The 25,521-nt window shown below is 37.6% G+C and carries 21 protein-coding genes and 1 tRNA gene; 3 read left to right on the forward strand and 19 right to left on the reverse strand.

The genetic code is table 11. The features are described 5' to 3' along the window. Positions 1–5 precede the first annotated feature (5 nt). A complete protein-coding gene (locus tag EHE21_RS11785; protein WP_088496016.1) occupies positions 6–446 on the forward strand; it encodes a flagella synthesis protein FlgN in 441 nt (146 codons plus the stop codon). 390 nt (positions 447–836) lie between these two features. Here EHE21_RS11785 and flhA read toward each other — a convergent pair whose 3' ends face one another. The 17 genes from flhA to cspE form a co-directional block, all read right to left on the reverse strand. Further along, positions 837–2,927 carry a flagellar biosynthesis protein FlhA gene (gene flhA, locus EHE21_RS11790; RefSeq protein WP_088495213.1) on the reverse strand — a complete coding sequence of 697 codons (2,091 nt, stop codon included), beginning with the start codon at positions 2,925–2,927 and terminating at the stop codon, positions 837–839. Then, positions 2,920–4,068, reverse strand: coding sequence for a flagellar biosynthesis protein FlhB (gene flhB / locus EHE21_RS11795; RefSeq protein ID WP_036912700.1), 1,149 nt, complete (start codon positions 4,066–4,068; stop codon positions 2,920–2,922). The genes flhA and flhB overlap by 8 nt, the downstream gene beginning before the upstream one ends. A 422-nt stretch (positions 4,069–4,490) precedes the next feature. Beyond that, the gene (gene cheZ / locus EHE21_RS11800) at positions 4,491–5,147 is read right to left on the reverse strand and encodes a protein phosphatase CheZ (protein ID WP_023581808.1); all 657 of its coding nucleotides are present in this window, start codon (positions 5,145–5,147) and stop codon (positions 4,491–4,493) included. 9 nt (positions 5,148–5,156) lie between these two features. After that, positions 5,157–5,546, reverse strand: a complete 390-nt coding sequence (gene cheY / locus EHE21_RS11805; RefSeq protein ID WP_023581807.1) for a chemotaxis response regulator CheY — start codon at positions 5,544–5,546, stop codon at positions 5,157–5,159. Positions 5,547–5,605: 59 nt separating this feature from the next. Further along, positions 5,606–6,658 carry a protein-glutamate methylesterase/protein-glutamine glutaminase gene (locus tag EHE21_RS11810; RefSeq protein WP_100160431.1) on the reverse strand — a complete coding sequence of 351 codons (1,053 nt, stop codon included), beginning with the start codon at positions 6,656–6,658 and terminating at the stop codon, positions 5,606–5,608. Then, a complete protein-coding gene (gene cheR / locus EHE21_RS11815) occupies positions 6,651–7,469 on the reverse strand; it encodes a protein-glutamate O-methyltransferase CheR (RefSeq protein WP_228766784.1) in 819 nt (272 codons plus the stop codon). The genes EHE21_RS11810 and cheR overlap by 8 nt, the downstream gene beginning before the upstream one ends. A gap of 78 nt (positions 7,470–7,547) precedes the next feature. Further along, positions 7,548–9,194 carry a methyl-accepting chemotaxis protein gene (locus EHE21_RS11820; protein ID WP_161711401.1) on the reverse strand — a complete coding sequence of 549 codons (1,647 nt, stop codon included), beginning with the start codon at positions 9,192–9,194 and terminating at the stop codon, positions 7,548–7,550. 59 nt (positions 9,195–9,253) lie between these two features. After that, positions 9,254–10,960 (reverse strand): methyl-accepting chemotaxis protein, encoded by a 1,707-nt coding sequence (locus EHE21_RS11825; RefSeq protein WP_088495208.1) that lies wholly within the window; start codon positions 10,958–10,960, stop codon positions 9,254–9,256. 383 nt (positions 10,961–11,343) lie between these two features. After that, positions 11,344–11,844, reverse strand: a complete 501-nt coding sequence (gene cheW, locus EHE21_RS11830; protein ID WP_023581802.1) for a chemotaxis protein CheW — start codon at positions 11,842–11,844, stop codon at positions 11,344–11,346. Between the two features lie 21 nt (positions 11,845–11,865). Beyond that, positions 11,866–14,049, reverse strand: a complete 2,184-nt coding sequence (gene cheA / locus EHE21_RS11835; RefSeq protein ID WP_194950777.1) for a chemotaxis protein CheA — start codon at positions 14,047–14,049, stop codon at positions 11,866–11,868. 35 nt (positions 14,050–14,084) lie between these two features. Next, on the reverse strand, positions 14,085–15,131 hold the full coding sequence (gene motB / locus EHE21_RS11840; protein WP_088495206.1) for a flagellar motor protein MotB: 1,047 nt from the start codon (positions 15,129–15,131) through the stop codon (positions 14,085–14,087). 2 nt (positions 15,132–15,133) lie between these two features. Then, complete coding sequence (gene motA / locus EHE21_RS11845) at positions 15,134–16,027, reverse strand: flagellar motor stator protein MotA (RefSeq protein ID WP_036935706.1); 894 nt, start codon at positions 16,025–16,027, stop codon at positions 15,134–15,136. 134 nt (positions 16,028–16,161) lie between these two features. Continuing rightward, the gene (gene flhC, locus EHE21_RS11850) at positions 16,162–16,743 is read right to left on the reverse strand and encodes a flagellar transcriptional regulator FlhC (protein ID WP_006533207.1); all 582 of its coding nucleotides are present in this window, start codon (positions 16,741–16,743) and stop codon (positions 16,162–16,164) included. A 2-nt stretch (positions 16,744–16,745) separates the two neighbouring features. Next, positions 16,746–17,096 (reverse strand): flagellar transcriptional regulator FlhD, encoded by a 351-nt coding sequence (gene flhD, locus EHE21_RS11855; RefSeq protein ID WP_072063484.1) that lies wholly within the window; start codon positions 17,094–17,096, stop codon positions 16,746–16,748. Between the two features lie 3,674 nt (positions 17,097–20,770). Continuing rightward, positions 20,771–21,469, reverse strand: coding sequence for an MgtC family protein (locus EHE21_RS11860; RefSeq protein WP_088495205.1), 699 nt, complete (start codon positions 21,467–21,469; stop codon positions 20,771–20,773). A 403-nt stretch (positions 21,470–21,872) separates the two neighbouring features. Next, entirely contained in the window at positions 21,873–22,067 is a 195-nt protein-coding gene (gene dsrB, locus EHE21_RS11865; protein WP_194950778.1) for a protein DsrB, read from the reverse strand. Positions 22,068–22,177: 110 nt separating this feature from the next. Beyond that, the gene (gene cspE, locus EHE21_RS11870; RefSeq protein WP_004243573.1) at positions 22,178–22,390 is read right to left on the reverse strand and encodes a transcription antiterminator/RNA stability regulator CspE; all 213 of its coding nucleotides are present in this window, start codon (positions 22,388–22,390) and stop codon (positions 22,178–22,180) included. Between the two features lie 455 nt (positions 22,391–22,845). On the opposite strand from cspE, the gene EHE21_RS11875 reads away from it, so the two are divergent. Continuing rightward, positions 22,846–23,352 (forward strand): YlaC family protein, encoded by a 507-nt coding sequence (locus tag EHE21_RS11875; protein ID WP_194950779.1) that lies wholly within the window; start codon positions 22,846–22,848, stop codon positions 23,350–23,352. A 155-nt stretch (positions 23,353–23,507) separates the two neighbouring features. Next, a tRNA-Asn gene (locus EHE21_RS11880) sits at positions 23,508–23,583 on the forward strand. Positions 23,584–23,725: 142 nt separating this feature from the next. Here EHE21_RS11880 and EHE21_RS11885 read toward each other — a convergent pair. Further along, entirely contained in the window at positions 23,726–24,319 is a 594-nt protein-coding gene (locus EHE21_RS11885) for an NAD(P)H-dependent oxidoreductase (protein WP_194950780.1), read from the reverse strand. A 90-nt stretch (positions 24,320–24,409) separates the two neighbouring features. Further along, positions 24,410–25,351, reverse strand: a complete 942-nt coding sequence (locus EHE21_RS11890; protein WP_194950781.1) for an AraC family transcriptional regulator — start codon at positions 25,349–25,351, stop codon at positions 24,410–24,412. Positions 25,352–25,521 lie beyond the last annotated feature (170 nt).

Here is a 25,521-nt window from a genome sequence, read left to right on the forward strand (position 1 = left end):
TGATTATGATGGAAGAACTCCGCCAGACTTTAGATCTTCAATTATCACAGCTTAATACCATTGCGGGTATTTTACGTGCTGAACAACAGTTATTATGCGCAGGTAATATTGATATCAATGCCCTACACGAAGTAACTGAACAGAAGAATTTTGTCTTGTCGGCTTTAGGTCATACAGACCAACAGCGTCATACGCTAAGCCTACAAGCCGGTGTAGAAAAACCTTATTCAGGGTTGCCGTTCTTATCTGATTTATGGACACAGATAATAGACATCACGGCGGAGTTAAAATATCTGAATCAACATAACGGATTACTACTCGATCAACATATCACTCGTAATAGTGATGCTATCCGTTTTTTGCAGAAGAACCACAGCCCAACCCTTTATGGTTCTGATGGGCAAGCACAGCGTTCAACACTGGCTGGGCGTAAAATTCAGGTTTAGGCTTTCTCGATAATTATCAGAATTCACACGATACGCCATCAATATTGATGGCGTTTTGCTTTGCCGATAAAACACGACTCACTTTAAACCAGCAACAACAGATAACACTCCGCTGTTATCTATCATCTTCTTGTGACACTTCTCTTATCTAAAACCTTAACTCTTGCTTGGATCTTGATTATCACACCATCATCACACCATGACTGTACTTTTTATAACGCTAAAATAGATATCACTAGGCTATCTATTTATTGATGCACCTTGTCATCAATAAACCGTTATTACCCTCCTACTTTCTACCCCATTACACCTTTCAGTTATATCAACATATAAAAAAGGCCACTTAATAAAGTGGCCTTGGCTTTAACAACAGTTTATCTGTATGAATGATTAATGAGGTTGCCCACCAATCATCGACGTCATACGAATGCGACGACCTTCACTGACTTCCATATTCGACAATACGGCTAATTGCGGTAGGCTGCGACGTAAGAAACGTGACAATAATGAACGCAACGCATGATTCACTAACAATACTGGAGCTCCACCGGACATCTCTTGATGACGCACAGCATCTGCTGCTTGTTGTTCAATATTCTCAGCTAGTCCCGGCTCTAAACCACCGCCACTTTGCATAGCTTGAACAAGAATACGCTCTAAGCTTGCATCTAAACCAATGACTTGAATTTCATCTTGATCACCAAACCAGTGTTGTGTGATCGCACGGCGAAGTGCAACACGAACAACGGCGGTTAATTCAGCGGGATCTTTCTGCTCTGGCGCGTGCTCTGCTAAAGCTTCTAATATGGTTCTCATATCACGAATAGGCACTTGTTCAGACAGCAAGTTCTGTAATACTTTGTGCAATACAGTAAGCGAAAGCATATCTGGGATCATATTTTCTGTCATTTTAGGGAGCTCTTTACTCACCCTATCAAACAACATTTGAGCTTCTTGACGACCAAATAATTCTGATGCGTATTTCGCTAATGCATGGTTAAAGTGCGTTGCAATAACGGTACTTGCAGCCACAACGGTATAGCCTTGAACCTGTGCTTGCTCTCTTAAGCTGTCATCAATCCAAACTGCGGGTAAACCAAATGCAGGCTCTTGAGTTATATCGCCATCTAAAGAGCCAACGGCATTACCCGGATTGATTGCTAGCCAACGACCCGGATGCGCTTCACCGTGACCAATTTCAACCCCTTTCATTAGAATGCGATAGGAGGAAGGCCTTAATTCCATATTGTCTCGAATATGAACAACTGGAGGAAGGTATCCCGTTTCCTGAGCAAACTTTTTACGAATACCACTAATTCGGCCTAACAACTCACCATTTTGGCGGTTATCTACCATTGGAATTAAGCGATACCCTACTTCCATGGCTAATGGATCTTCAAGTTGTACATCTTCCCATGAAGCTTCAACAACACGGTTTTGTTTTTCAACTTCTTCCATCTCTTTTTGTTGTTGCACTTCAGGATTGGCGTTGCGGCGTAAGATATACCAACCTAATCCACCTAATGCAGCTGTGAAGAAAAGGAAAACAAAGTTAGGCATTCCCGGCACTAAACCTAACAGACCTAGCACGCCTGCGGTTAACAGTAGAACACGAGGATTGTCAAACAGTTGGGTAACCATCTGTTGCCCAACGTCTTCGTCTGTTGCAACACGAGTAACGATAACACCCGCTGCTGTTGAGATAATCAATGCAGGAATTTGAGCAACCAGACCATCACCGATAGTTAAAAGGGTATAAGTCGTTGCTGCATCGTTTAATGCCATTCCGTGTTGAGCGACACCGACGATAAGACCACCCACCACGTTAATCACAAGGATCATTAAGCCGGCAATGGCGTCACCACGAACGAACTTACTCGCACCATCCATTGAGCCGTAAAAGTCGGATTCTAATGAAACTTCTTTACGGCGTTTCTTTGCTTCGTCTTCGTTGATAATACCAGCATTCAGGTCAGCATCGATTGCCATCTGTTTACCCGGCATTCCATCTAACACAAAACGCGCACCTACTTCAGCAATACGTCCCGCACCCTTGGTGATAACCATAAAGTTAATCAAAATAAGGATGATAAAGACCACAATACCGATAGCAAAGTTACCGCCAACAAGGAAATGGCCAAAGGCCTCAACAACGCGCCCTGCAGCTTCTGGTCCTGTATGCCCTTCCATTAAGATGATACGTGTTGAAGCCACGTTTAATGATAAACGTAACAACGTGGTAAACAGCAAAATAGTCGGGAAAGCAGCAAAGTCCAAAGTACGTCGAGTGAACATTGCAACCAACAGCACCATGATGGAGAGTGCGATATTGAAGGTAAATAATAAATCCAATAGAAAAGGTGGCAATGGCAATACCATCATTGACAGTATCAACAAGATAAGCACTGGCCCTGCCAGTATCTGCCACTGAGAACTTTTCCAATTTCCCGGCAAGCGGAGTAATGAGGCCAAATTAGCCATGACGATTATCTTCTCCAGCAAAGTCCAGTGCGGGAGGCACTGGCAAGTTCATAGGTTGTTTAGGTTTTAAACCACCTTCGGTTTTCCATCGTTTCAGTTGATAAACCCATGCAAGTACTTCTGCAACCGCAGCATAGAGGGTTGAAGGTATTGCATGGCCTATTTCACTGTGACGATATAACGCCCTAGCAAGCGGTGGCGCTTCTAGAAGCGGAATTCGATTTTCTGCACCAATCTCTTTAATTTTTAACGCAATGGCCCCTGCGCCTTTTGCTAAAACTTTAGGCGCTGTCATTTTGTCGTTATATTGCAGTGCAACAGCATAGTGTGTTGGGTTCGTAACAATAACGTCAGCTTTCGGCACATCCGCCATCATTCGACGGCGAGACATTGCGTGTTGTTGCTGACGGATACGCGCTTTAAGTTGCGGATCACCCTCTTGCTGTTTAAATTCATCTTTAATTTCTTGGCGCGTCATGCGTAGCTTTTTCAAATGGCTACGAATTTGGAAAATAATGTCGAATGCCACCATCGGGATCAGCATAAACACCGTGATATAGACGGCGAATATCAGCAGTTGCATCGCATTCGCTAGCGCACTCAGTGGTGGAAGCGTGATCAGATGAAGAATATCGTTCCAGTTGTGCCATAAAAAAACGGTTGCAGCGATCCCCACAAAGGTTGATTTCAGTATCGCTTTAAATAACTCAGCTAACGCATTCATTGAAAAAATGCGCTTTAACCCGGAAATAGGGTTCCATTTTTTCGGATCAAACTTAATGGATTTACTACTAAAGTTAATCCCGCCTAATAAGGCCGAGCCACCAATTGCCACAAGCACTAAACCCAAAAACACAGGTGATAGCGCAAACACAGCTTGTTTAATCAAGCTACCAAATCGAGGGATCAGCAAATTCTCATTACCAATAAGGTGATGATTAAACGTAAACCCTTCTGTTAACATGGCATGTAGCCCACGAGTGATAAACCCACCACTCATCCACAGCAAACTCACACCACCCAAGATCATTAATACGGACGATAGCTCTTTAGAACGGACAATTTGTCCATCCTTTTTGGCTTTTTCCCGTTTATGGGGTGTGGGGTCCTCTGTTTTTTCGAGATCGCTATCTTCAGCCACAGTCTGTCCGATTTAGATATTGAGATTAAAAGCATGAATGAAATGACTCTAAGCATGACAAATTCAGAGGAAATTGATGGGCTGAACAATCGCAAATTTACGGGGCTTTTTGGGCTATGACAGTATGTACTTAAAAAACAACCCAATGATAAAAATGAAGATATAAGCAATATTGACGCTGATTATAAGGAAATCAGCAAAATTCACAGCAAAATTGAGTAATTTTATTTTTGATGTTTATTTCGACAACTTCAAAAGCCGCTTAAAAAAAGCGGCTTACATTTTCTTCAATAGCGTGTGCTATTAAAGCATTGTTACGTGATTTTTTATCCATAAAATACACCATCCTAAAAGAGCTGAGCATAGAGCGAATGCGTCCTGCATATCTCAACGTCCTTATCGCCCTAAAACTCATTAGAAGGTTAGAAACCTAAACTTTCCAGTAAATCATCAACTTGATCTTGATTTTTGATCACGCCAGCGTTGTTTTTATTAACCTGTGGACCATTTAATAAAGAGTCGGTCTCTTTCTTCACATTAGACTTTTCAAGTTGCTCTGGTGGCAGGTTTTCCATTAATACCATCACGAGTTGTTTTTCAATTTCTTGAACAACACTCATCATGCGTTTAATTACCTGACCGGTCAGATCTTGGAAATCCTGTGCCATCATAATTTCCAATAACTGACTGTTAGTAAAAGCCGTACTCTCAGGGATATCCCGCAAATAATTGCGGGTATCGGTTACAAGAGAGCGTACATCTTTCAGCTCTTCTGGCTGTTCAAACCATTGGTCCCAACGCTCAGTAAGCTTAGTCGCATCGGCACTTAACGCATCCTGTTTAGGCTGCGCAGCTTCGACACAGTTCAATGTACGCTCAGCTGCCTGAGCGGTCATTTGAGCAACATAGTCCAATCGTTCCCTAGCGTCAGGGATGGCTTCTGCTGCTTCGGCTATTGCTTTATCCAATCCTAATTCTCGCAAACTGTCGCGTAACATCCGCGTCAATTGTCCGATCCGGCTGATAATATCAGATGTCATTTCAATATTATCTTTCGGCATAATTGGATTCCCACTCATTGCGACTCCTTAGATGCCCAGTTTTTCAAAAATTTTATTTAGTTTTTCTTCAAGAATTGCTGCTGTAAAAGGTTTAACAACATATCCACTTGCACCCGCTTGCGCTGCTGCAATGATATTTTCTTTTTTAGCTTCAGCGGTAACCATAAGTACTGGTGTTGCTGCAAGTCCCGCATCACTACGAATATTTTTAAGAAGCTCTAGACCATCCATGTTTGGCATGTTCCAGTCTGTGATCACAAAATCAATTGCCGAATTGCGTAATTTAGCTAACGCGTCAGCACCATCTTCTGCTTCTTCTACATTCGTAAATCCTAATTCCTTTAGCAAATTACGAACTATGCGGCGCATTGTTGAAAAATCATCAACCACTAAAAATTTCAGATCCTTACTTGCCATTGAAAACTCCTTCAAAATATATCGGCAAATTACTGTGTTGCTTTTTAAACTGAACTTAATCAGATACGCAATGATTGTGTGCTGCTGATTTTCATCAGCACCGCTTTACTCATTGCGCTTATGCTTTTCACTTCGTCTACTGCGCCTAATTCAACCGCAGCGCGTGGCATACCAAAGACGACACAACTCGCTTCATCTTGTGCAAAGGTATAACTACCAGCACGACGCATTTCTAATAAACCCGCAGCACCGTCACTTCCCATTCCGGTTAAAATCACACCGATAGCATTACGCCCCGCATATTTTGCGACAGACCTAAATAGCACATCGACAGAAGGACGATGACGATTTACTGCTGGCTCTTTATTAATGTGGATCTGGTAGTTAGCACCATTACGACGAAGCTCCATGTGATAATCACCTGGCGCAATATAAGCATGCCCAGGCAATACACGTTCGCCGTCTTCTGCTTCTTTTACACTAATTTGGCATAAACGATTTAATCGTTCTGCAAATGAGTGTGTAAACCCTGCGGGCATATGTTGCGTAATTAATATCGCAGGGCTGGTAATAGGTAATGGTTCTAGAAAATTACGAATAGCCTCTGTGCCACCAGTTGATGCCCCTACAGCAATCAACTTTTCACTCGAAATCATCGGTGTAAATGACAATGATTTAGAAGGCGCTGCTTGTACTTCTCGGCGATTAATCCGCGCCAATGCTGCGGCACGAATTTTCTCAGCAATCAGTTCACTATAAGCCATCATACCTTCACGCAAACCAAGCTGTGGTTTAGTCACAAAATCAACCGCACCCAGTTCTAACGCTTTTAACGTCACTTCTGAACCTTTTGCTGTTAATGATGAGACCATAACGACAGGCATTGGTCTTAATCGCATCAGTTTTTCCAAGAAATCAATACCATCCATACGTGGCATTTCAACGTCTAACGTTAATACCTGTGGGTTGTACTTTTTTATTAAGTCACGAGCCACTATAGGATCTGGTGCACAATCAACAACTTCCATATCGCTATGACTGTTGATGATTTCTCGCATGATTTGACGCATTAACGCCGAATCATCAACACAGAGTACCGTTATTTTATTCATAACCTCTCCTTGCTGGTGTCAGCCCGTAAACGGTATGCCCATGCAAGTAGAAATCCTTGCTAAGCTGGCTTACATTCTCAGAATGTCCAACAAACAGCATTCCGTCTGGCTTAAGTAATGAGGTAAAGCGGTTAAGTAAGGTTTGTTGTGTCGCTTTGTCAAAATAAATCATGACATTACGACAAAAAATCGCATCAAAACTGCCTTCTAAATCCCATTGCTTGTCGAGTAAGTTCAAATACTGAAAAGAGACCATCTCGCTGATTTGTTGTCTAATTTTCACGTATCCTTCAAAATCGCCGACACCTTTGAGAAAATATTTTTTCAAATATTCATCATTTAAAGTTTTAAGCTCTTCCTGTCGGTAAACACCTTTTCGTGCTTTATCCAACACATTAGTATCGATATCGCTGGCAATAATTTTGGTTTTATAAGGGTTATTCCCAAAAACATCGCGTAAAGTCATCGCAATTGAATAAGGTTCTTCTCCAGTAGATGCGGCTGCACACCATACTCGGTAGACACCTCCTGCTCTTTTTCTGGCATGTTTAGCCAGAATAGGAAAATGATGCGCTTCCCTGAAAAATGCGGTGAGATTGGTTGTTAATGCATTTACAAACTCTTGCCATTCAGGGTTGCGTACATCACTTTTAAGAAACGCAAGATAGTCACCAAAGTTATTCATCCGTAATTCACGTAACCTCCTAGTGAGACGGTTATAAACCATCTCCCTTTTGTTGTTAGTCAGCACAATACCTGCCTTTTGATAAATCAATTGGCATATAGATTGGAACTGATCATCGGACAACATGAACCGTTGGGTAAAAATATCCAACGGTTGAGCAGCGATATCTGATAAGACTTCAGTAACATTACGTTTCATTGTTTTTTAATGGGTCTTTTTAAAAAATGATTTTTTATCTGCTTTTTTCAACCCATTACCTTCTAGGGATGAAGAATTATTACTCTCATCCGTGTCAGGCAACTCGAATGCCGATACAGCATCAACAAGGTTATTAGCCTGATCTTCCAATGCTGCGGCAGCAGATGCTGATTGCTCCACCAAAGCAGCGTTTTGCTGTGTCACCTGATCCATCTGACTGACTGCATCAGCGACTTGGTGAATACCTCGACTTTGTTCATCAGAAGCTGAGGCGATTTCTGCCATTAATTCAGTGACTTTATTTACTGATGTGACGAGTTCCTCCATTGTCTGCCCTGCATTATTAACGAGTTGAGAACCTTGAGAGACTCGTAAAACAGATTCATCAATCAATAATTTGATCTCTTTTGCAGCATCAGCACTGCGTTGAGCAAGGTTACGAACTTCTCCAGCAACAACAGAGAATCCACGCCCTTGTTCACCTGCGCGCGCAGCTTCAACCGCGGCGTTAAGTGCTAATATATTGGTTTGGAACGCAATACCATCAATCACACTGATAATAGCCCCTATCTTTTGAGAACTTTGTGTAATCGCATCCATGGTTTCAACAACACTATGCGTGATTTTTCCACCACGTATCGCTGTTTCAGAAGCAGACTCTGCGAGTTTGCTCGCTTGCAGGGCGTTATCAGCATTTTGTTTTACCGTTGCTGTTAACTCTTCCATGCTTGCCGCAGTTTCTTCTAACGAAGCAGCTTGTTGTTCAGTTCTTGAGGATAAATCCGTATTTCCTTTGGAAATTTCTTGAATACCAGAATACATAGCATGGCTGTTATCACGAACGATACGAATAGAACGCGCGAGCTCACCACGCATATCTCGTAGTCGTCTAAACACATCCCCTATTTCATCATCGGTGAAGACAAGAATTTCACGATTTAATTTACCGGTGGCAACATCATTAAAATAACGGCTTAAACTTGCGAAAGGTTTAATGATATTAAAACTTAGCCAACGATGAGCGGCGATTGATACAACAATAACCATCGCTATTGCACCGATAAACATCAAGATAGCAATAGTATAAGAGCGATGTCCTTGCTCTATAGATTCAGTAATTTCAGTCTGAACATAATTCATATAAGTGTTAAATGAATTTTCCATCGCTGTTTGATAACGTTCTGTTGGTTGATCTAAAAAACCTTGGAAGTTATCGTTTTTTAACATGCTATGTAATTCAGTTAATGCACCATATAAAACGTGGTAATCGTTTTTTACTGCTTCAACGATTTCTTTTTCTTCTGTTGGGATTGCCTCTTTATTAATATCAGCAAGGAAATTTTGAAAATGAGTATTCGCCGTTTCCAAACGTGAAAGTGCAATTGATTCAATAGATTGAATATAATCCGTTGACTGTTCAGTTTTCACTGCAATAGCTACACGATTAATCGCATTACGTGTTTGTATTAAAGATGCCCAACTTAATCCTAATTCATCTCGCTTAGATGTATCTATATCTACTCTGGTGATCTGTTCGTTATTCAAATGAACGATCCCTAGCGAAATACCACTAGAAATCACCTGCATAACGCAAAACATCATCAGCAATAAATAGAGACTGGTGGATATCTTTAATTTGCGAAACCTAAACATGCCTTCACCTCGTTTAAAGCGGTGGTTAAAAGCCACCGCTTGTCAGCCACTTGTTGTTGTTAGAAAGTTTCCCAGTTAGCGGGATCTTCAACACTGCTGCTCTTTTTCTTTTCTGAGGTTCCTGGTTTTATAAGTGGAGCAGCGGCTTTAACTACAGGGGTTGCATCCGATTCCTTTCTTTCTAGCGTTTTTTCTTCCTGACCCGGTAATTTGAAGATTGAAACTAAGCGGGTTAATGCAACTGCTTGATCTTCAAGACCAGCAGCAGCGGCTGCAGATTGTTCTACTAAAGAGGCGTTTTGCTGAGTGACGCGATCCATTTCAGAAACCGCAAGGCCAACTTGTGAAATACCTCGGCTTTGCTCATCTGATGCAGAAGCGATTTCGCCCATGATGTCAGTAACACGTGTTACTGAATCCACGATACGCGTCATCGTCTCACCCGCACTTTCAACGAGTACAGAACCCGTTTCAGTACGACTTACAGAATCTTCAATCAGTGTTTTTATTTCTTTAGCAGCTTCTGCACTTCTCTGTGCAAGGTTACGAACTTCTCCGGCAACTACCGCAAATCCGCGACCATGCTCACCGGCTCTTGCTGCTTCAACAGCCGCATTCAGTGCCAAAATATTGGTCTGGAATGCAATGCCATCGATAACAGCTGTGATATCGGTGATTTTCTGAGAACTTCCGGCTATGTCGTGCATTGTTTGCACCACATTAGCAACAACTTTTCCGCCTTGGCGGGCAATATCTGAGGCGTCATTAGCAAGGTTACTTGCTTGGCGAGCATTGTCTGCGTTCTGTTTTACGGTCGCCGTTAACTGTTCCATACTTGCAGCAGTTTCTTCTAATGAAGCCACTTGCTCTTCTGTACGAGCAGATAAATCATTATTTCCAGCAGCAATTTCGCTTGTGCTGTTATAAATGTTTTCCGTACTTTGATAGACACCACGAACGGTTTGAATAAGCTCTTGTTGCATATGTTTTAAACCATTTGCTAACAAGCTCATTTCATTGCGGCCATTCACTTCGATATTTGGACGTAAATCACCTTCAGAGAAGGTTTTGATACTTAATAGAAGTGAATTTAATGGTCTAATTAAGGCATTACGTAATGCAAACCAGCATAGAATTAATGCCGAGATCACGATAATGGCTAATACAACCATAGTAATGACAGTACGCTGGTGAGAAGCTTCTAATGCCACATTTAACTCTTCGTTAAATTTCTCATTACGCATGACGTATGCAAGATATTCTTTATAAAAAGCGTCTTGATAACCCGTAGTTGGTTGCTCAAAAAAGTCTTTTAAGTTCTTATCTTGAAGTAAAATTTCCAGTTGGTTTAATGCAGAGTAATATTCGATAAAACGCCCTTTTAGGCTACGAACATCATCTTCTGAGTGAACTTGATAAGCGGTGATATTCTTTTCAAATTCTTTAAATTTCTCATCTGCACGAGACATATTTTTGCGAGCAAGACCCGTCAGATAGTCAACAGATAGAGAATCATCTACATTAAGATTTTTATCTTGTAATAAGAAACTAATCGCGGCGCGGTTAATGTTATTACGAGCTTGCAGTAAGTTAGCCCAGCTTTCATCTAGGCGCTCACGTTGATCTTGTATTGTCAGTGTTTTATTAAGGTCGTTTCTTGTCTCAACGATATTTGAGTAAAAAACACCCCCTGAGACAAATTGCAAAACACCAAACAACAGAAGAATGGATAATAATCCAGTCACTATTTTCATTCGGCTAAACATAGTTTCCCTTTTTATAATAAACGGTAATGAGCAAGTTATCGGCAGACTTAAGAGAAACTTTATAGGTTTCATTTCGTCTTAGTCACGTTTTTGCCCCATTAGAAAGCGGTGGTAATACTGTTTTTAATTAAAATTATAAGTATAAAAAACTTTAAAGTTATTTCCGTCAGTAGAAAAATATTACAGCTAGGTGATAGCTACTTATAAGTTAATAAATAATAAAATAGAACTTAACTAAAATTATTAGTTCTTTTTTATCTTTTAATTTTACTTAAAGTTAATTTGATGCTTTAGCACTCGCTAATAAAATAAAAAAGATAGAAATAGCTATTCCGGCAAAATTACCGGAACAGTATTTAGATTATTTTTTAAAAAATAAAAACTTATTTAGCTTGAATTGTTGCGCTATCGACTAATTCCATTTCTTCACTGTTGAGTAATTTTTCAATATCAACAAGAATAAGCATTCTTTCATCTAAAGTACCTAAACCTGTTAAATACTCAGTAGACATTGTGACTGCAAACTCTGGCGCAGGGCAGATTTGCTCTGGCTTTAGCGTAAGAACATCAGAAACGCCATCAACAACAATTCCCACAATTCGATTTAATAAGTTAACCACAATAACAACAGTATTGTCATTATAAGTTACACTTTCTTGTGAAAATTTAATACGCAGATCAACTATCGGAACAATAACGCCCCGTAAATTAGTTACACCTTTAATAAAGCTAGGTGAATTAGCAATACGTGTAACTTGATCATATCCACGAATTTCTTGAACCTTTAAAATATCAATTCCATATTCTTCATCGCCCAGCGTAAAAATTAGAAATCCTTGTCCAACAGTTTCACCGGATAATTTCTCGAAATGTTCCGAAGCCATAATCTTATTTTATCCTCACTATTAAATGACTGCGCTTGCAGTTGTATTCTTTTTCTTATTTGTCATTTGTGTATGACTTAAACGTTGCAATTCTGGTACATCAAGAATTAAAGCCACACTACCATCGCCCATAATTGTTGCAGCAGATATTCCAGGCACTTTTCGGTAATTGCTTTCTATATTTTTAACAACAACTTGATGCTGACCAACTAATTGATCTACCAATAAAGCATAACGACGTCCGGCACTTTGAACAATTACCGCAATTGCTTGGGTAATATCGGTTTGAGCACCTTCAATATTAAATGTACGATGCAGTTCAATCAGTGGTAAATATTCCCCTCTGACCTGCAATAATTTCTCATCGCCAGCCAATGGATAAATATCTTCTTCTTCCGGTTGTAAAGAACTGACTACCGTTCCTAATGGTAAAATAAAGACTTCGTCATGAACTTTAACAGACATACCATCCAAAATTGCTAATGTCAGTGGAAGTAAAATACGAATGCGCGTTCCTTTACCCACTTCAAAACTGATTTGAATTTGACCGCCCATCTCTTGGATATTTCGTTTTACAACATCCATACCCACACCACGACCAGAAACATCCGTGACGACTTCCGCGGTAGAGAAACCCGGTGCAAAGATCAGCATAGCAACTTCTTCGTTGCTCATATTTTCAGAAACTGCAAGCCCAGAGGAAATCGCTTTTTTCAAAATACGTTCGCGGTTTAATCCAGCACCATCATCAGTCACTTCAATACAAATATTACCGCCTTGATGTTCCGCAGACAGGGTTAATTGCCCCGCTTCCGGTTTACCCGCTGCAACACGATCGGCCGGCATTTCAATACCATGATCAAGACTGTTACGAACTAAGTGAGTTAAAGGATCGATAATTTTTTCAATTAAACTTTTATCAAGTTCTGTTGAGCTACCAATCATGTTTAACTCAACTTTCTTATTCATTTTACCTGCAACATCACGCACAACTCGAGGGAAGCGACTGAAAACATATTCCATCGGCATCATACGAATTGACATAACAGATTCTTGTAAATCACGAGAATTACGCTGTAACTGAGCAATACAACTTAGTAAATCACTATATATTGCAGGCTCAAGGCTACCACTGTGCTGTGCCAACATTGACTGTGTGATAACCAATTCACCCACTAAGTTGATTAATTGGTCAACTTTTTCAACCGCAACACGAATACTGCTTGATTCTGTTTTTGGCGTAGCAGCTGCAACAGGTCTTTTCGCAGGTGCTGCCGATGCCACTGGTGCTTTAGAAGGTTCTGCTGATGGTGTCACTTTTTCAGCAACTGGTTTTTGTGCAGGTGTCGCTTGTTCTACTTGGCTTTCAACATGAACATCATCAACAGATGTTGTACTTTCTTCTGTAACTGTGTTTTCTTCTGGTGCTTTTTCTGCAACAGCCACTTTTTTAAACGAAATTTGTTCAGGTTCAATCACAAAACAAAGTACAGCGCTGATATCTTCTTCTGTTGCTGTCGTTTTTAATATTGCTTCAAGACCATGATGCTGTTTTTCAACTTGGCTAACTTCACCAAGGTGTTTTAATTCATCAAGCATTAAAGCAATATCTGTCTCTTTAAGATCAGACAAAATAATATGGTGGTAATAATGTCCATCAGCCACCATTGTCGATGTTGCTTCGACCATAGTTTCTATAGTTTCACTTTGCACACTTTCAGAGTCAGATGACAAAACAGGAGTTTCAGTCATTGCGGCCTGTGAGTCTGAAGTTTCAGATCCAGCAACAACCTCAACTTGAGGAGCGGATTGTTCTTCTTTTACATCGAGAGCCAGCTGACGCAACTTCTCACAAATATAGTTAAATGTTTCCTCATCAGGTTCTTGTGAGTTTTTATGTGCATCCAATTGCTGTTGCATAATATCTTTCGCTTCCAGAAACAGGTTAATAATGTCGTCGGTGAGCGCCATCTCATGACGTCTTGCACTATCGAGCAAGTTTTCAAGCACATGAGTGGTCTGTTGAAGTTTAACGAAGCCAAATGTTGCAGCCCCTCCTTTTATGGAGTGCGCACTACGGAAAATCGCATTCATCTGTTCTTGATCTGGATTTGCAGGATCAAGTAACAGCAAATGCTGTTCCATATCAGCTAACAACTCATCTGCTTCATCAAAAAATGTTTGATAAAACTCAGTAATATCCATCGTTACTCATTCACCTTTACGCGATTACCAACAAATTAGGGGGCTGTTCCCTGCTTTGTAGTAATATTTGTCGATTGTGATGGCAAACTTTCCCCAGAAACTCCTGTTTCAACATTTTCCTTTTTTGATTCGGGAAGCTCAGATGCAGAAGACACAGACGAACCCGTCTGTGTATTTTCTGCTTTTTCTTGTGGGGTTTCTTGCCCTGAAAGTAGAGGTTCAATTTCTGAAGCCTCTGTTACTGTCGGTGCAACCCGCTCATTTTCTTGTACAATTTTTTGTTCTGCTTGCTTCGTTAAGACCAGAATACTGATCCGTCGGTTAGCAGGTGCAAAACCATCTTCTTTGACCAAGTGAACTGTTGATGCCATACCTACAACACGCAACACTTTCCATTCACCTAAGCCAGCACCAATTAACTCTCGACGAGAGGCATTCGCGCGATCCGTTGATAGTTCCCAGTTACTATATTTAAAAGCGCCACTTGCATAAGGAATATCATCGGTATGACCCGATAAACTGATTTTGTATGGCGTGTCATTTAAAATAGGCGCAATTGCCGTCAAAATATCCTTCATATAAGGTTCAACGGTAGCACTACCGACTCTAAACATAGGTCGATTTGCTTTATCGATAATTTGGATACGTAAACCTTCATCCATCATGTCGATTAATAAATGAGGCTTCAGATCTTTTAATCTAGGATCATTTAAAATGACTTGTTCTAAATTCTCTTTTAATCGGCGGAATTGTTGCTTTTCATTAAGCTGTTTATCTTCCTGACCTTTTGGCAAAATATCACCTTCGTTATAAACAGGATCACGCCCTCCTCCAGGAATAGGGTTGGTTGCATCCCCACTAAATCGCCCTTTTTCAATAGCGACTTTTAATGGCGTACGAAAATATTCTGCTACACGAGTTAATTCTTGTGGGCTAGAGATTGAAAGTAACCACATCACCAGAAAGAAAGCCATCATTGCGGTCATAAAGTCAGCATAAGCTATCTTCCATGCACCACCGTGAGCGTGATGTTGCTTTCTCCCTCGCTTTTTAACTCGAATGATTTGTGAATTACTCTTCATAATTACTCTTCTTTCATTGCATCAGGATTTGCCTGCATTGGTGTCCGTACCTGACGTACATGTTCTTCCAACTCAATAAAAGAAGGTCTGTCTGCCAGAAAGAGGGTTTTACGTCCAAATTCAACAGCTATCTGTGGCGCATATCCATTCATGCTAGATAACAATGTTGTTTTGATGCACTCCATCATTTTCATTTGCTGACTAGAGCGCTGTCTGAGTCTAGAAGCTAATGGTGAAATAAAACCATAAGCTAATAAAATACCTAAGAAAGTACCAACCATTGCGTGTCCAATTAATACGCCCATTTCGCCAGCAGGTCTATCCGCGGCACCTAACGCATTAACAACACCCATAACCGCAGCAACGATACCGAACGCAGGTAATGAATCACCCATCGCTGATAAACCTGTTGCAGGCACTTCGCTTTCTTCCTCAAAAGTTGCAATCTCTTCATCCATCAGAGATTCAATTTCATAAGGATTCATATTCCCCGTCACCATCAGACGCATATAGTCAGTGATAAAACTGAGCATATAAACATCTTTCATAATGCGAGGATATTGGGAAAAAATGTCACTTTGTTGTGGGTTTTCGATATCTCTCTCTAATGCCAACATCCCGTTTTGACGAGCTTTTGACAATAAACGAAACATGAGTGCCATTAAATCCATGTACATCGCTTTATTGTAATTTGTGCTACGAAGTAATTTCGGTAGGATCTTCATTGTCGATACAATTGCTCTACCATTATTACCTACAATAAAAGCACCGATACCGGCACCAAAGATGATTATAAATTCGGCTGGCTGGTACAAGGCGCCTAAACTACCACCGACGAGAAGATATCCCCCGATGACGGCGCTCATAACCACGATATATCCTAAGAGTACTAACACGCGATATCCCTTTAGCTAATTTCGTTATAGAGAGAATGGCGAACATAGCAGCAAGAGATAGGAGGGGGAGAGGAAACGGCTCAGGTTATAGATAACTAAGCTCTATAACCTGATATTTAACTTTCAATCTCGAATCACATTGCAAACTGTTCAAGACCATCCAACAGTTGTAAGTTAATATCGGCAGGATTGGCGGAAAGTTTACGTTTTTTTATTGCGCGAGAAGGTGGCTGGCAAAGACTACAAACATAATTGCTAGCTGGCTGGTGTGCGTGTGTAATAAATGAACCATTACATTTGGTACAAACGGAAAGTTGCAACATGCCACTTTCAACAAAGCGTACTAATGTCCATGCTCTTGTTAGTGCTAAAATAGGTTCTTGATCTTTAACAGGCGGACATTGCTCTAAGTATAAACGATAAGCTTTAACAACAGCCTCAACGCCAACACAGCCACCATTTTTTAATAAAAAGCGATAAGCGTTATAAAACATTGAGGAATGGATATTTTGTTCCCATGTCATAAACCAATCCGTTGAAAATGGCAGCATTCCTTTTGGAGGGGGGCTCCCTCTTAATTCTTTGTATAATTTAATTAAACGCCCCCGACTTAATTGAGTTTCACTTTCAAGCATTTGTAAGCGGGCACCCAAGGTGATTAATTCCATTGCTAAGCGAATATCTTTCGCTTCTCGGACGATACTTTTCTCACTCATTGTTATGCCCGTTTCTTTGTCGCAGTAGTATCTTGTTCCGATAACTGACGAAACAAGTTAGAAGAAAGAAGAATGCCAGTATGAATTTGTTGTAAATCATCCACTCTAGATTCTTTAGTGAGTTGTTCTATTGTTTCGCTGTCTTCAAACCGGAAATTACAGATTAGTTGGTTTGTTTCAGCCAACTTAACCAATTGAGGCAATGTAAGCTCTGCTAGTGCATCCGCCATGGCGTCACTAATCCCAAGCCGAAACATTGCGGAAGCCTTTTCTTGGTTAATTAACCTTTGCGCCAAAAGCAAATACGATAAATTTATGTCATAAATATGCTTAAGCAATTCAACCGTACTCATCTCTTTACATCCCGTCCGATTATATTGAACAAAGAGGATCTTCCTAATGAAAGATCCCGAGGAAATTAATATAAATGTAATATTAAATTTCCAGGCCCCATTTTATGAACATGACACGTAGTAACACTACCTTGTATTACTTAGTTACGGTCATTTTCAAAAGTAGCGAAAAAAACATTTAAATTAAAAGTAAACTTTACTCCTTAACGATTAAGTTATTCAACGGATAAAGTAGTCTAATTTAAATACTATGTGAGTCACATCACAAAAAGATAATCATTATTATGGAATTAGTTCATTAACTATTCAAGTGATAAAAGTAATAAAACTTGGTGTAAATTAATAAGCTAATCTACCCAAATTAAAATATTAATGATAATTTTTTATTTTATACGATCTATTAAACTTATAAACCTAAAAATACAGCATAAAAATTTGACAAATCCACAATTGGAGATTTTTTTGATCACAGTAACATATATTGATATATCTCCTCCTCATCTTTATCTAAACAAGCTTCCCAGTTTTAATAAATATTTCTATAGATATTATTTTTTTCATCATTTACGTAAACCTTCAGAAATGATCACTTTTTATTTACAATTTGTTTGAAAAATAACCTATTCTAATTATTTATAGTTATCCTAAATTTTTTTATTATTTCATTATTAAAATTATCCTTTAAAATCAATATTATACAATGATGAATTTATTGGACAGAACGATAAGTCATATAAAATTAAATTCTTAGTTATGCATCTTCACCCTTAAATCATTGAATATTTATTTCCACATTATTAAAGTTTCAATCGTAACAATACAATTTAACTAATGATTATTAAGTACTATTTAACACTTAAATTACAGAACTCTTAATAAGAGTTTTATTGACTGTAAATTAGTCACAGAGAAATAATACCCACATACAAATAAGTTTTATTTATGAATTGCGGTATATATTATGAGCAGTTAAAATTTAAAACTGTCACAAGTTTAATATAAAAATAAAAGAATGCTTTTTATTTAATTAAATAAATAACACCTGTAATTTAATTATCAATTTAAAACGGAATATAAAAATAATACAATATTTAACTTAAGTTAAATTTAAAAAAACAATCATTTTTTTATAAAATAAAGCCCAACTTTATTAAAATAAAAAATGAAATAAAAATCATCTTATTTTTCACTGTATATAGATATATATTTATCAAACAATCTACAATTAATTAAAAATATAACATCCCGTAAAAAAGCATAAAGAAAAAAAGAAGATTTATAAATTATGTTTTATATAACCACACCTCTTTTATTATAAAAAAGACATTTTTTTGAAATATAAATTTCAATTTGATAAAAAAAGCTTCCAAGATCTCCAATGCAAAGTAATTAATTCATAAAATAATAAGGCAAAATATAAATTCTATTTTTCCTGTTATCAGTATTACCTCTACACAATAAATGGCGGTAATGACAAATATGACGCTCTAGAGTTAACACTTGTACACATCGACTTTTTCAATGTAAAGACAGAAAAACAAATATGATCAAAATAGCATCTTATTGATTATTCCATTGGCATTACTTCGAACTAAAAAATATCAAATGTTACTTTTTGCCCCAAAACATCTCTTAACAGCAATTTGTTTTACTCTTACAAATGATGAGTATTGTTTCACTTTTCCTCTTATCATGCGGTTAGCCTCTTTTTTTCAACCTAGCTAGCACAAGTCTCAAGACATTACAGAACCAAAAGTGCTGACTTCGTAACAACACCATTACTTAACAAAAGTTGATGTTGACGGGCTTAGGAGAGTATAAAGATTTAAATATCGATATATCTTTACTTAAACCACTAAAATATATCTCTAAATATTCCCCTATTCTAACCACTAATTTGACTCATTTTATTACCCTTTTTATGAGTAATTCCGAGTTTAAAAAGGCTTTTCCTCTCTATCAAAGCCTAATAAAAATATTGATGTATCTAAATAATCAAGACCTATATCTCATTTATTAGATTAATCTTAAAAACCAATAACAGTGCTTAGTATTCTATACCCCCAAAAGTGTTCTAAATTTTTGTAAAAGGAAGCTTTTGAAAAATATTGTAACCGTATTTTTCAAAAGTAATAATTGAGATTATTCATACTGTGAATGCAAATACTTTGTGTATTGCTTTCAGTTCTATTGAAATGAGTTACATCGTTTTTTAGTAAGCAAACATGAAATGATTACTCCCCCTTTTATACCGGCAATTTTTTAAATTAGCATTCCTCTTATACTTGGTTTTATCTTTTTTGGTAAATCGAAAAAGGTCAGTAGCACAATTATCCTTTATATATATTTTCACAGTAAATACTAATGGCACATCTATTTCATACTAAGATAATTCTCCTTCTGTAATAAGTAAGATTTACATCCTTGACAAAGTTATAAACAATATAATTTTGAAATTATTATTTTATCGAATGAAAAGAGTGGTGTGGTTTTTCTACGCTTATTATAAGATTACTTATTGGTATCATTTCCTCTACATGGTTTTTACAAAAAATCCTATAATTTTTCAAAAGATTTTCATTCATCATTGATTAGTGATTACAAACATCATGCCACAGCAATTCATCAGCTTTACTGTAGCGGTTTAAACTCACCATTTTCCTGAATTTATCCCCATTTTTTGAGAGTCTAATTTGATTAAATTAAAAACATTACTCAAAAAATCAAACTTAAATTAAATACGATAGAAAATATTGATAAAATTTTCGCCAAATACATTGAAATAATTTGAGAGTATAATTTAGGTATTAAAAAAAAATCCAATATAATCAATGGAAAACATCGATTTTCACCCCAGATTCTATACTGCGCTAAGCCCCTTAATAACGACTTTTTGTCCTACAATACGCCTAAGTGCCTCATTTAATAAGTAAACCATGGGTAGCAACCGCTTACTTGATTTTAGTTTTTCCTGTTTATTAAAAACAAAATAAACAGAGATAAATCAAATCAACCTAAAACGCGAGATTAATAAAGATGAGAAATCACGCCAAATATACTCGAACGCTGTTAAACATTTTTCATTCATAACTCATTATATACGGGTTAACCACAATACAAATAATTGTACATTAATCAATTTAGGCAAAAATGTTTGTTTTTATTAAAACGAAAATGAATATATTCCATCCTATTGCGTATTTAAATTAGCTTTTTTTGAATACATTTTTCTATTTTTTATTCCATAAAGTAATAGTTACAAAAATAATAATTACACAAACAAAATACTTTATTTCTATATATTAGTAATAATACGTAATACATGACTAAGATCTCATTATTCTCATCGGAGGAGTTAAATCTTAAATTAAGTATTATGTTGATGTTCTGAATAATTTGAGGTTTGGATAGGCAAAAATAAATGATTTACTAAGAGCATACGAAGTATGTGGCTGGTGCGAATAAGCGTAATCGCCCACACAACAGCTAGAAATATGACAAAACTCTTACTTATAAATTACAACGTTATATTCTTTATAACTTTTATCAATATTCATATTCCTTTTTGAAATAACCTTGTAAGTTGATATCTATCCAGTATCCAAATGGCAAAAAGCTCCCTATATTCAATACAGGGAGCCTTGATTAGAAAGACATTATTTTCAAAAGATCTGTTAAGCAGGATGCTCTGCCGCTATCTTCCAATTAATTGCACTCACACTCTTTTCTAAACTTACTCTACAAACAATCGCTTCTATCTCTTTTTGCTCAACAGGTGTTGCAAGTAATTCAGCACAAACTTCCAACTGGCTAGGCATCAATGTATCAGCACTACTTAAAGACTGTAATCGAACATGTAGTCCATTTATTGCTTGTAAAATGAGTGTTCTAACTAAAACTTCATCTTCTTCGTGACAAATAATTCGTATTGAGTAGCGTTGTTCAATATCTATTGCTTGATGTTGTGGCTGAGCGTTTATCCGTTGAGCAGCTTCTCGTAGTAAAATATTCGCACAAAGAATAAGAAGTGTTGCTATGGTCGCCAGTTGATATAAACCTAAGCCACATAACACGCCAATTCCTGCTGAACACCAAAGCGTTGCTGCCGTATTAAGTCCACGTATATTCATTCCTTCACGCATGATCACACCTGCCCCAAGAAATCCGATACCCGAAACAACTTGAGCTGCGATACGACCAGGGCTATCTGGCGAAGTTTCTATTGAACTTAAAATAAAAACAGCCGCACCCGTTGCAACTAAAGCGTTTGTTCTTAAACCAGCCATTCTTTGTCGCCATTGACGTTCGGCACCAATCAAAGCACCAAGGCACATTGCAATTATGAGATTTAAAATATAAGGCGTCATCGTCATGTTTATTTCCTCTACATGATGATTAAAATCGATATGAAAATTTTGCTCTGATAGTTCAGAGTGTTGAAATTAATTCATCGCCTTAGGTGGAGGAAATAAAGAGAAAAAAATGTAGCACATGGAGTTACCCTTCGTATTTTAGCTGCATAAGGGAAATCATTTGGGTAAGTGCTGAATAGGAATATATAAGAAAGAAATATTACAATGCACTGCCCACCAAAATGGTAAGCAGTTTTAGTGAAGAAAACAGCCTACCTATTATTTTGAATAAAATTATTCTCAGTTAATGGGTTTATCATTAACCTACAACTTTGTGTATCCAAGGTGTTTTCTCCTAACTAAAATTTGGCAAAAGTATAAGTAGCTGATTTAAAAATGTAAATGAACCGTACCTAAACGTAAGTCACTTTTGCTGTATTGGTCTAACAAATGTGCCTTCACCCCCCTCTTTTTCATTAAAAAACCAAATTCCTTTTGGATATTCAGGGAGTGATACTAAATACATTATACCTTCATTAAATTCTTCAATAAGTAGGATAGTCCCTTCACGATTGTCAATACCATCTGTTTTCACAACAACGCTATCATTAACCTGCATTTGTTCTCCTGATAAATATTATCATTCTCTTTTTCTTTATTTTACCCATAAAGAAAAAGCCTGCCACCATAAGGTGACAGGCTTGAAGAAAATTTTTAAAAGGCTTTAAATTACAGAGCTGTTACGTTAGCAGCTGCTGGACCTTTTGCACCGTTTTCAATTGTGAATTCTACGTTCTGACCTTCAGCCAGAGTTTTGAAACCGTTACCTTGAATGGCAGAAAAGTGAACGAATACGTCTTTGCTTCCGTCTGCTGGAGTAATAAAACCAAAGCCTTTAGACTCGTTGAACCACTTAACTTGACCTTTCATTTTGTCAGACATGTGACTTTCCTATATATCAATAAAACGTTGCCTTCTCGGCATCTACTGGCCTGAACTACCTATAACTTATGGGCACACATGAAGAAAACGGTCAAAAAGCGATGCTGTTTAAAACTCATTAACTTAGAATGTCAATCATAAATCAGGTCTGTATTGAGGCCTTACTCATTAACGCATGAGACAAGTTTAATAGCAATAGTTTTATGCGTCTAAAGATTAAAAAAATGCGAATTGCACATTAAAAATACAATTCTTCCTCTATTTTTATCACTGTGCATAAAATTTATTTGATATTTTATCTCTATTATTAACAACAACTAAGAATATTCTTAATGGTTTGACAATAACAGTTAATACCATAATTTAAAAAAACTGTTCTACCCGCTTATCTTGTCCCCGTGATAATCTAGTAATAAGAAACAAGTTTGCAACATTCATCTCTTAAGGTGTTTACAATGAATGTATTAAAAGAAATCTTAGAGCGTGATTTAGACCGGATCAATAAAGCAGAGAAAAGAGACGGGAAACCACATTTTAATAGTCAGTTTTTAAAAAACCATATCTGGTTATGTATCAGCATGGTTCTCTCTTATGTATTACTCGCTGCGTTATTAATTTATTCACCTTACTTTGGGGTTATCTCACTCGTTCTTTTTACTGTGATGTTCTTAGTTATGGCTGGTATCTTGTTATTTGATATTAAACCTATCTATAAATTTGAGGATATTGGTGTTCTCGATTTGAGAGTTTGCTATAACGGTGAATGGTATACCTTTGAAAAACTCTCTGATGAAGCCATAAATGAGATCCACCAGCACCCAGCGATATCTCAACAAATAAAAAAAGACATTCGTGAGATTATTAGTAAAAAACAAGAAATTCATTTTTACGATGTGTACTTGATGGCATTTGATCCCGTTCAACAATCAATTTCAGCATCACAATTATCCCCTCAAGCCTAATTGATTCTCCGTGTTACACGTAAAACACGGAGAATAACTTCTATTATTTAACCACTTTGTCGATAAACCAACCAAACAGATATTTAATCCACTTTTAACGTTGACACTCTGATATATCATCGTTATTATGCGCCTCGTTCTCAAGAGAACTCGCTTCCTCCATAGTTCAGTCGGTAGAACGGCGGACTGTTAATCCGTATGTCACTGGTTCAAGTCCAGTTGGAGGAGCCAAATTTAGAAAAGCCCGCGCTATTACAGTGCGGGCTTTTTGCTTTGTAAATCCATATCGTCAAAATCAGCTACCTAAATCCAATCTGGATCGTTATCTTGATTGATTATCAGATAGCTAATTTATATCTAGCAAGATAAATATCTAATCAGCGTTCCCAACGATTTCTTGTTCTAAATGTTTTTTATACGCTTCAATATCTTGTTCAATTTGTGGTTGTTTCACTACATCAAACATTCCAAAGGTTTTTAATCCTTCCATACCTAAAAATTGATTCGCTTTATGGAATGGGAAATAGACAGCATCAATCCCTTTTCCTTCAAAGAACTGTTCTTGCTCTTCAAATGATTCAAAAGGCGCATTCCAAGTTACAGAAAGAAGATATTTTTTGCCTTGTAATAACCCACCAGAACCATATTTTTTCGAAGGATCTTTTCGTGTACGGCCATCATCAATATACATTTTGCCGTACCCCGCACTAAACACATCATCAATATATTTTTTTAAGATCCAAGGACCTTCCATCCACCATGCTGGCATTTGATAAATGATGACATCTGCCCATAAATATTTATCGACTTCTTCATCATTATCATAACCATCATCAATGCGTGTTGATTGCACATTTATCTGATGTGAAGATAATAATTCTGTGGCAATTTGCGTCAAATGGTCATTGAGCTTCCCTTCAGACCCATCAAACTCTTTTGCCGCATTAATAATAAAAACATTCGTCACGTCTAAACCCCTTTACATACACATAGTTAATAAACTGACTGTAACGCAATTATCTATTACTGCCTTAACTCATTTCTCCATTATTCTTGCCTAATAATCCAAATATACACTTTCAGATCCAGAGGCTTTTAATCGTTGAATATCTTTTAGAGGTGATAACCCAAATAATCGCTGATATTCGCGACTAAACTGTGATGGGCTTTCATAACCCACAATAAATGCCGCCTCAGAGACATCACTCATTTCAATCAACATGATCCTTCTCGCTTCATTCAGTCGTAACCATTTTTGATATTGCAACGGCGTCATGCCTGTTCGATTTTTAAAGTGAAAATGAAATGAAGAGGTACTCATACCCACTAACATTGTAAGATCTTCTATCCGGATTGTTTCGCGGTAGTGTTGTTTAATCCAATCAAGAGCATGATTAATTTGCCGACACTGGGGATGTTGCGAAGCGAGTAGTTGCTGACGCGCACCATCGTTTGATCGTAATAAGTAATAAAGGATCTCTTTTTGGATCAAAGGTGCAATAAACGGTGCGTCTTCGGGTGTATCTATTAGTTTTATAAGCCTGGTTACTGCTTGTAGGATTGGTGCAGTTGCTTGAACAACTTGTTGAGCTCGGATCTCTTTATTTTCTTGTAGTAACTCAAATTTGTTTTCTGTTAGCAACTCAGGTAATAGAGAGAGATCCAATTTTAGTAATATCGCTAAAAAAGGTGTCTCTTTTGAAGCCTCACAAACTTTAGCAAAGGTCGGTATTTCTGATGATGTTAAAAGCATATTCATAGGACGATAGCAATTTGTCTCTACTCCTATTGTTATCTGCTTTGCACCTTGCGCAGCAATAGCCAAACTTGGTTCATACATCCAACCTTCTGGCTCTGTAATAGAACTATACCGACATAATGCTAAACCAGAGACAACCGTATCCCATCCCCCTTCTTTATCTCTTGTATATAGAAGAAGTGTTTTTTTAAAATGTTCAAACTCTAATACTATTGGCGTTGATAAATTCGCAGTATCCATAGTCTCTGATTCTTCAATTTATTCTGTGAATTCGTCAGATTGTATTACTAAATAGTTTGAAAAACTTTCTTTTAAAAAAGCGCCTTATCTTTTCTTACCAAGGTAAGACATATTTCATCTAGTAGAAATGTAATTTCGAGTATTATTTCTACTGATAACCATTTATTTTT

This window comes from Proteus sp. GOKU (assembly GCF_015475555.1).
Taxonomy (GTDB): domain Bacteria; phylum Pseudomonadota; class Gammaproteobacteria; order Enterobacterales; family Enterobacteriaceae; genus Proteus; species Proteus mirabilis_B.

Bases quoted from the DNA above. Each gene is read 5' to 3' on its own strand.
- EHE21_RS11785 (WP_088496016.1), top strand. From the start codon at position 6: ATGATGGAAGAACTCCGCCAGACTTTAGATCTTCAATTATCACAGCTT.
- flhA (WP_088495213.1), bottom strand. From the start codon at position 2,927: ATGGCTAATTTGGCCTCATTACTCCGCTTGCCGGGAAATTGGAAAAGT.
- cheZ (WP_023581808.1), bottom strand. From the start codon at position 5,147: ATGAGTGGGAATCCAATTATGCCGAAAGATAATATTGAAATGACATCT.
- cheY (WP_023581807.1), bottom strand. From the start codon at position 5,546: ATGGCAAGTAAGGATCTGAAATTTTTAGTGGTTGATGATTTTTCAACA.
- EHE21_RS11810 (WP_100160431.1), bottom strand. From the start codon at position 6,658: ATGAATAAAATAACGGTACTCTGTGTTGATGATTCGGCGTTAATGCGT.
- cheR (WP_228766784.1), bottom strand. From the start codon at position 7,469: ATGTTGTCCGATGATCAGTTCCAATCTATATGCCAATTGATTTATCAA.
- EHE21_RS11820 (WP_161711401.1), bottom strand. From the start codon at position 9,194: ATGTTTAGGTTTCGCAAATTAAAGATATCCACCAGTCTCTATTTATTG.
- EHE21_RS11825 (WP_088495208.1), bottom strand. From the start codon at position 10,960: ATGTTTAGCCGAATGAAAATAGTGACTGGATTATTATCCATTCTTCTG.
- cheW (WP_023581802.1), bottom strand. From the start codon at position 11,844: ATGGCTTCGGAACATTTCGAGAAATTATCCGGTGAAACTGTTGGACAA.
- cheA (WP_194950777.1), bottom strand. From the start codon at position 14,049: ATGGATATTACTGAGTTTTATCAAACATTTTTTGATGAAGCAGATGAG.
- motB (WP_088495206.1), bottom strand. From the start codon at position 15,131: ATGAAGAGTAATTCACAAATCATTCGAGTTAAAAAGCGAGGGAGAAAG.
- flhC (WP_006533207.1), bottom strand. From the start codon at position 16,743: ATGAGTGAGAAAAGTATCGTCCGAGAAGCGAAAGATATTCGCTTAGCA.
- flhD (WP_072063484.1), bottom strand. From the start codon at position 17,096: ATGAGTACGGTTGAATTGCTTAAGCATATTTATGACATAAATTTATCG.
- EHE21_RS11860 (WP_088495205.1), bottom strand. From the start codon at position 21,469: ATGACGATGACGCCTTATATTTTAAATCTCATAATTGCAATGTGCCTT.
- dsrB (WP_194950778.1), bottom strand. From the start codon at position 22,067: ATGCAGGTTAATGATAGCGTTGTTGTGAAAACAGATGGTATTGACAAT.
- cspE (WP_004243573.1), bottom strand. From the start codon at position 22,390: ATGTCTGACAAAATGAAAGGTCAAGTTAAGTGGTTCAACGAGTCTAAA.
- EHE21_RS11875 (WP_194950779.1), top strand. From the start codon at position 22,846: ATGAATGTATTAAAAGAAATCTTAGAGCGTGATTTAGACCGGATCAAT.
- EHE21_RS11890 (WP_194950781.1), bottom strand. From the start codon at position 25,351: ATGGATACTGCGAATTTATCAACGCCAATAGTATTAGAGTTTGAACAT.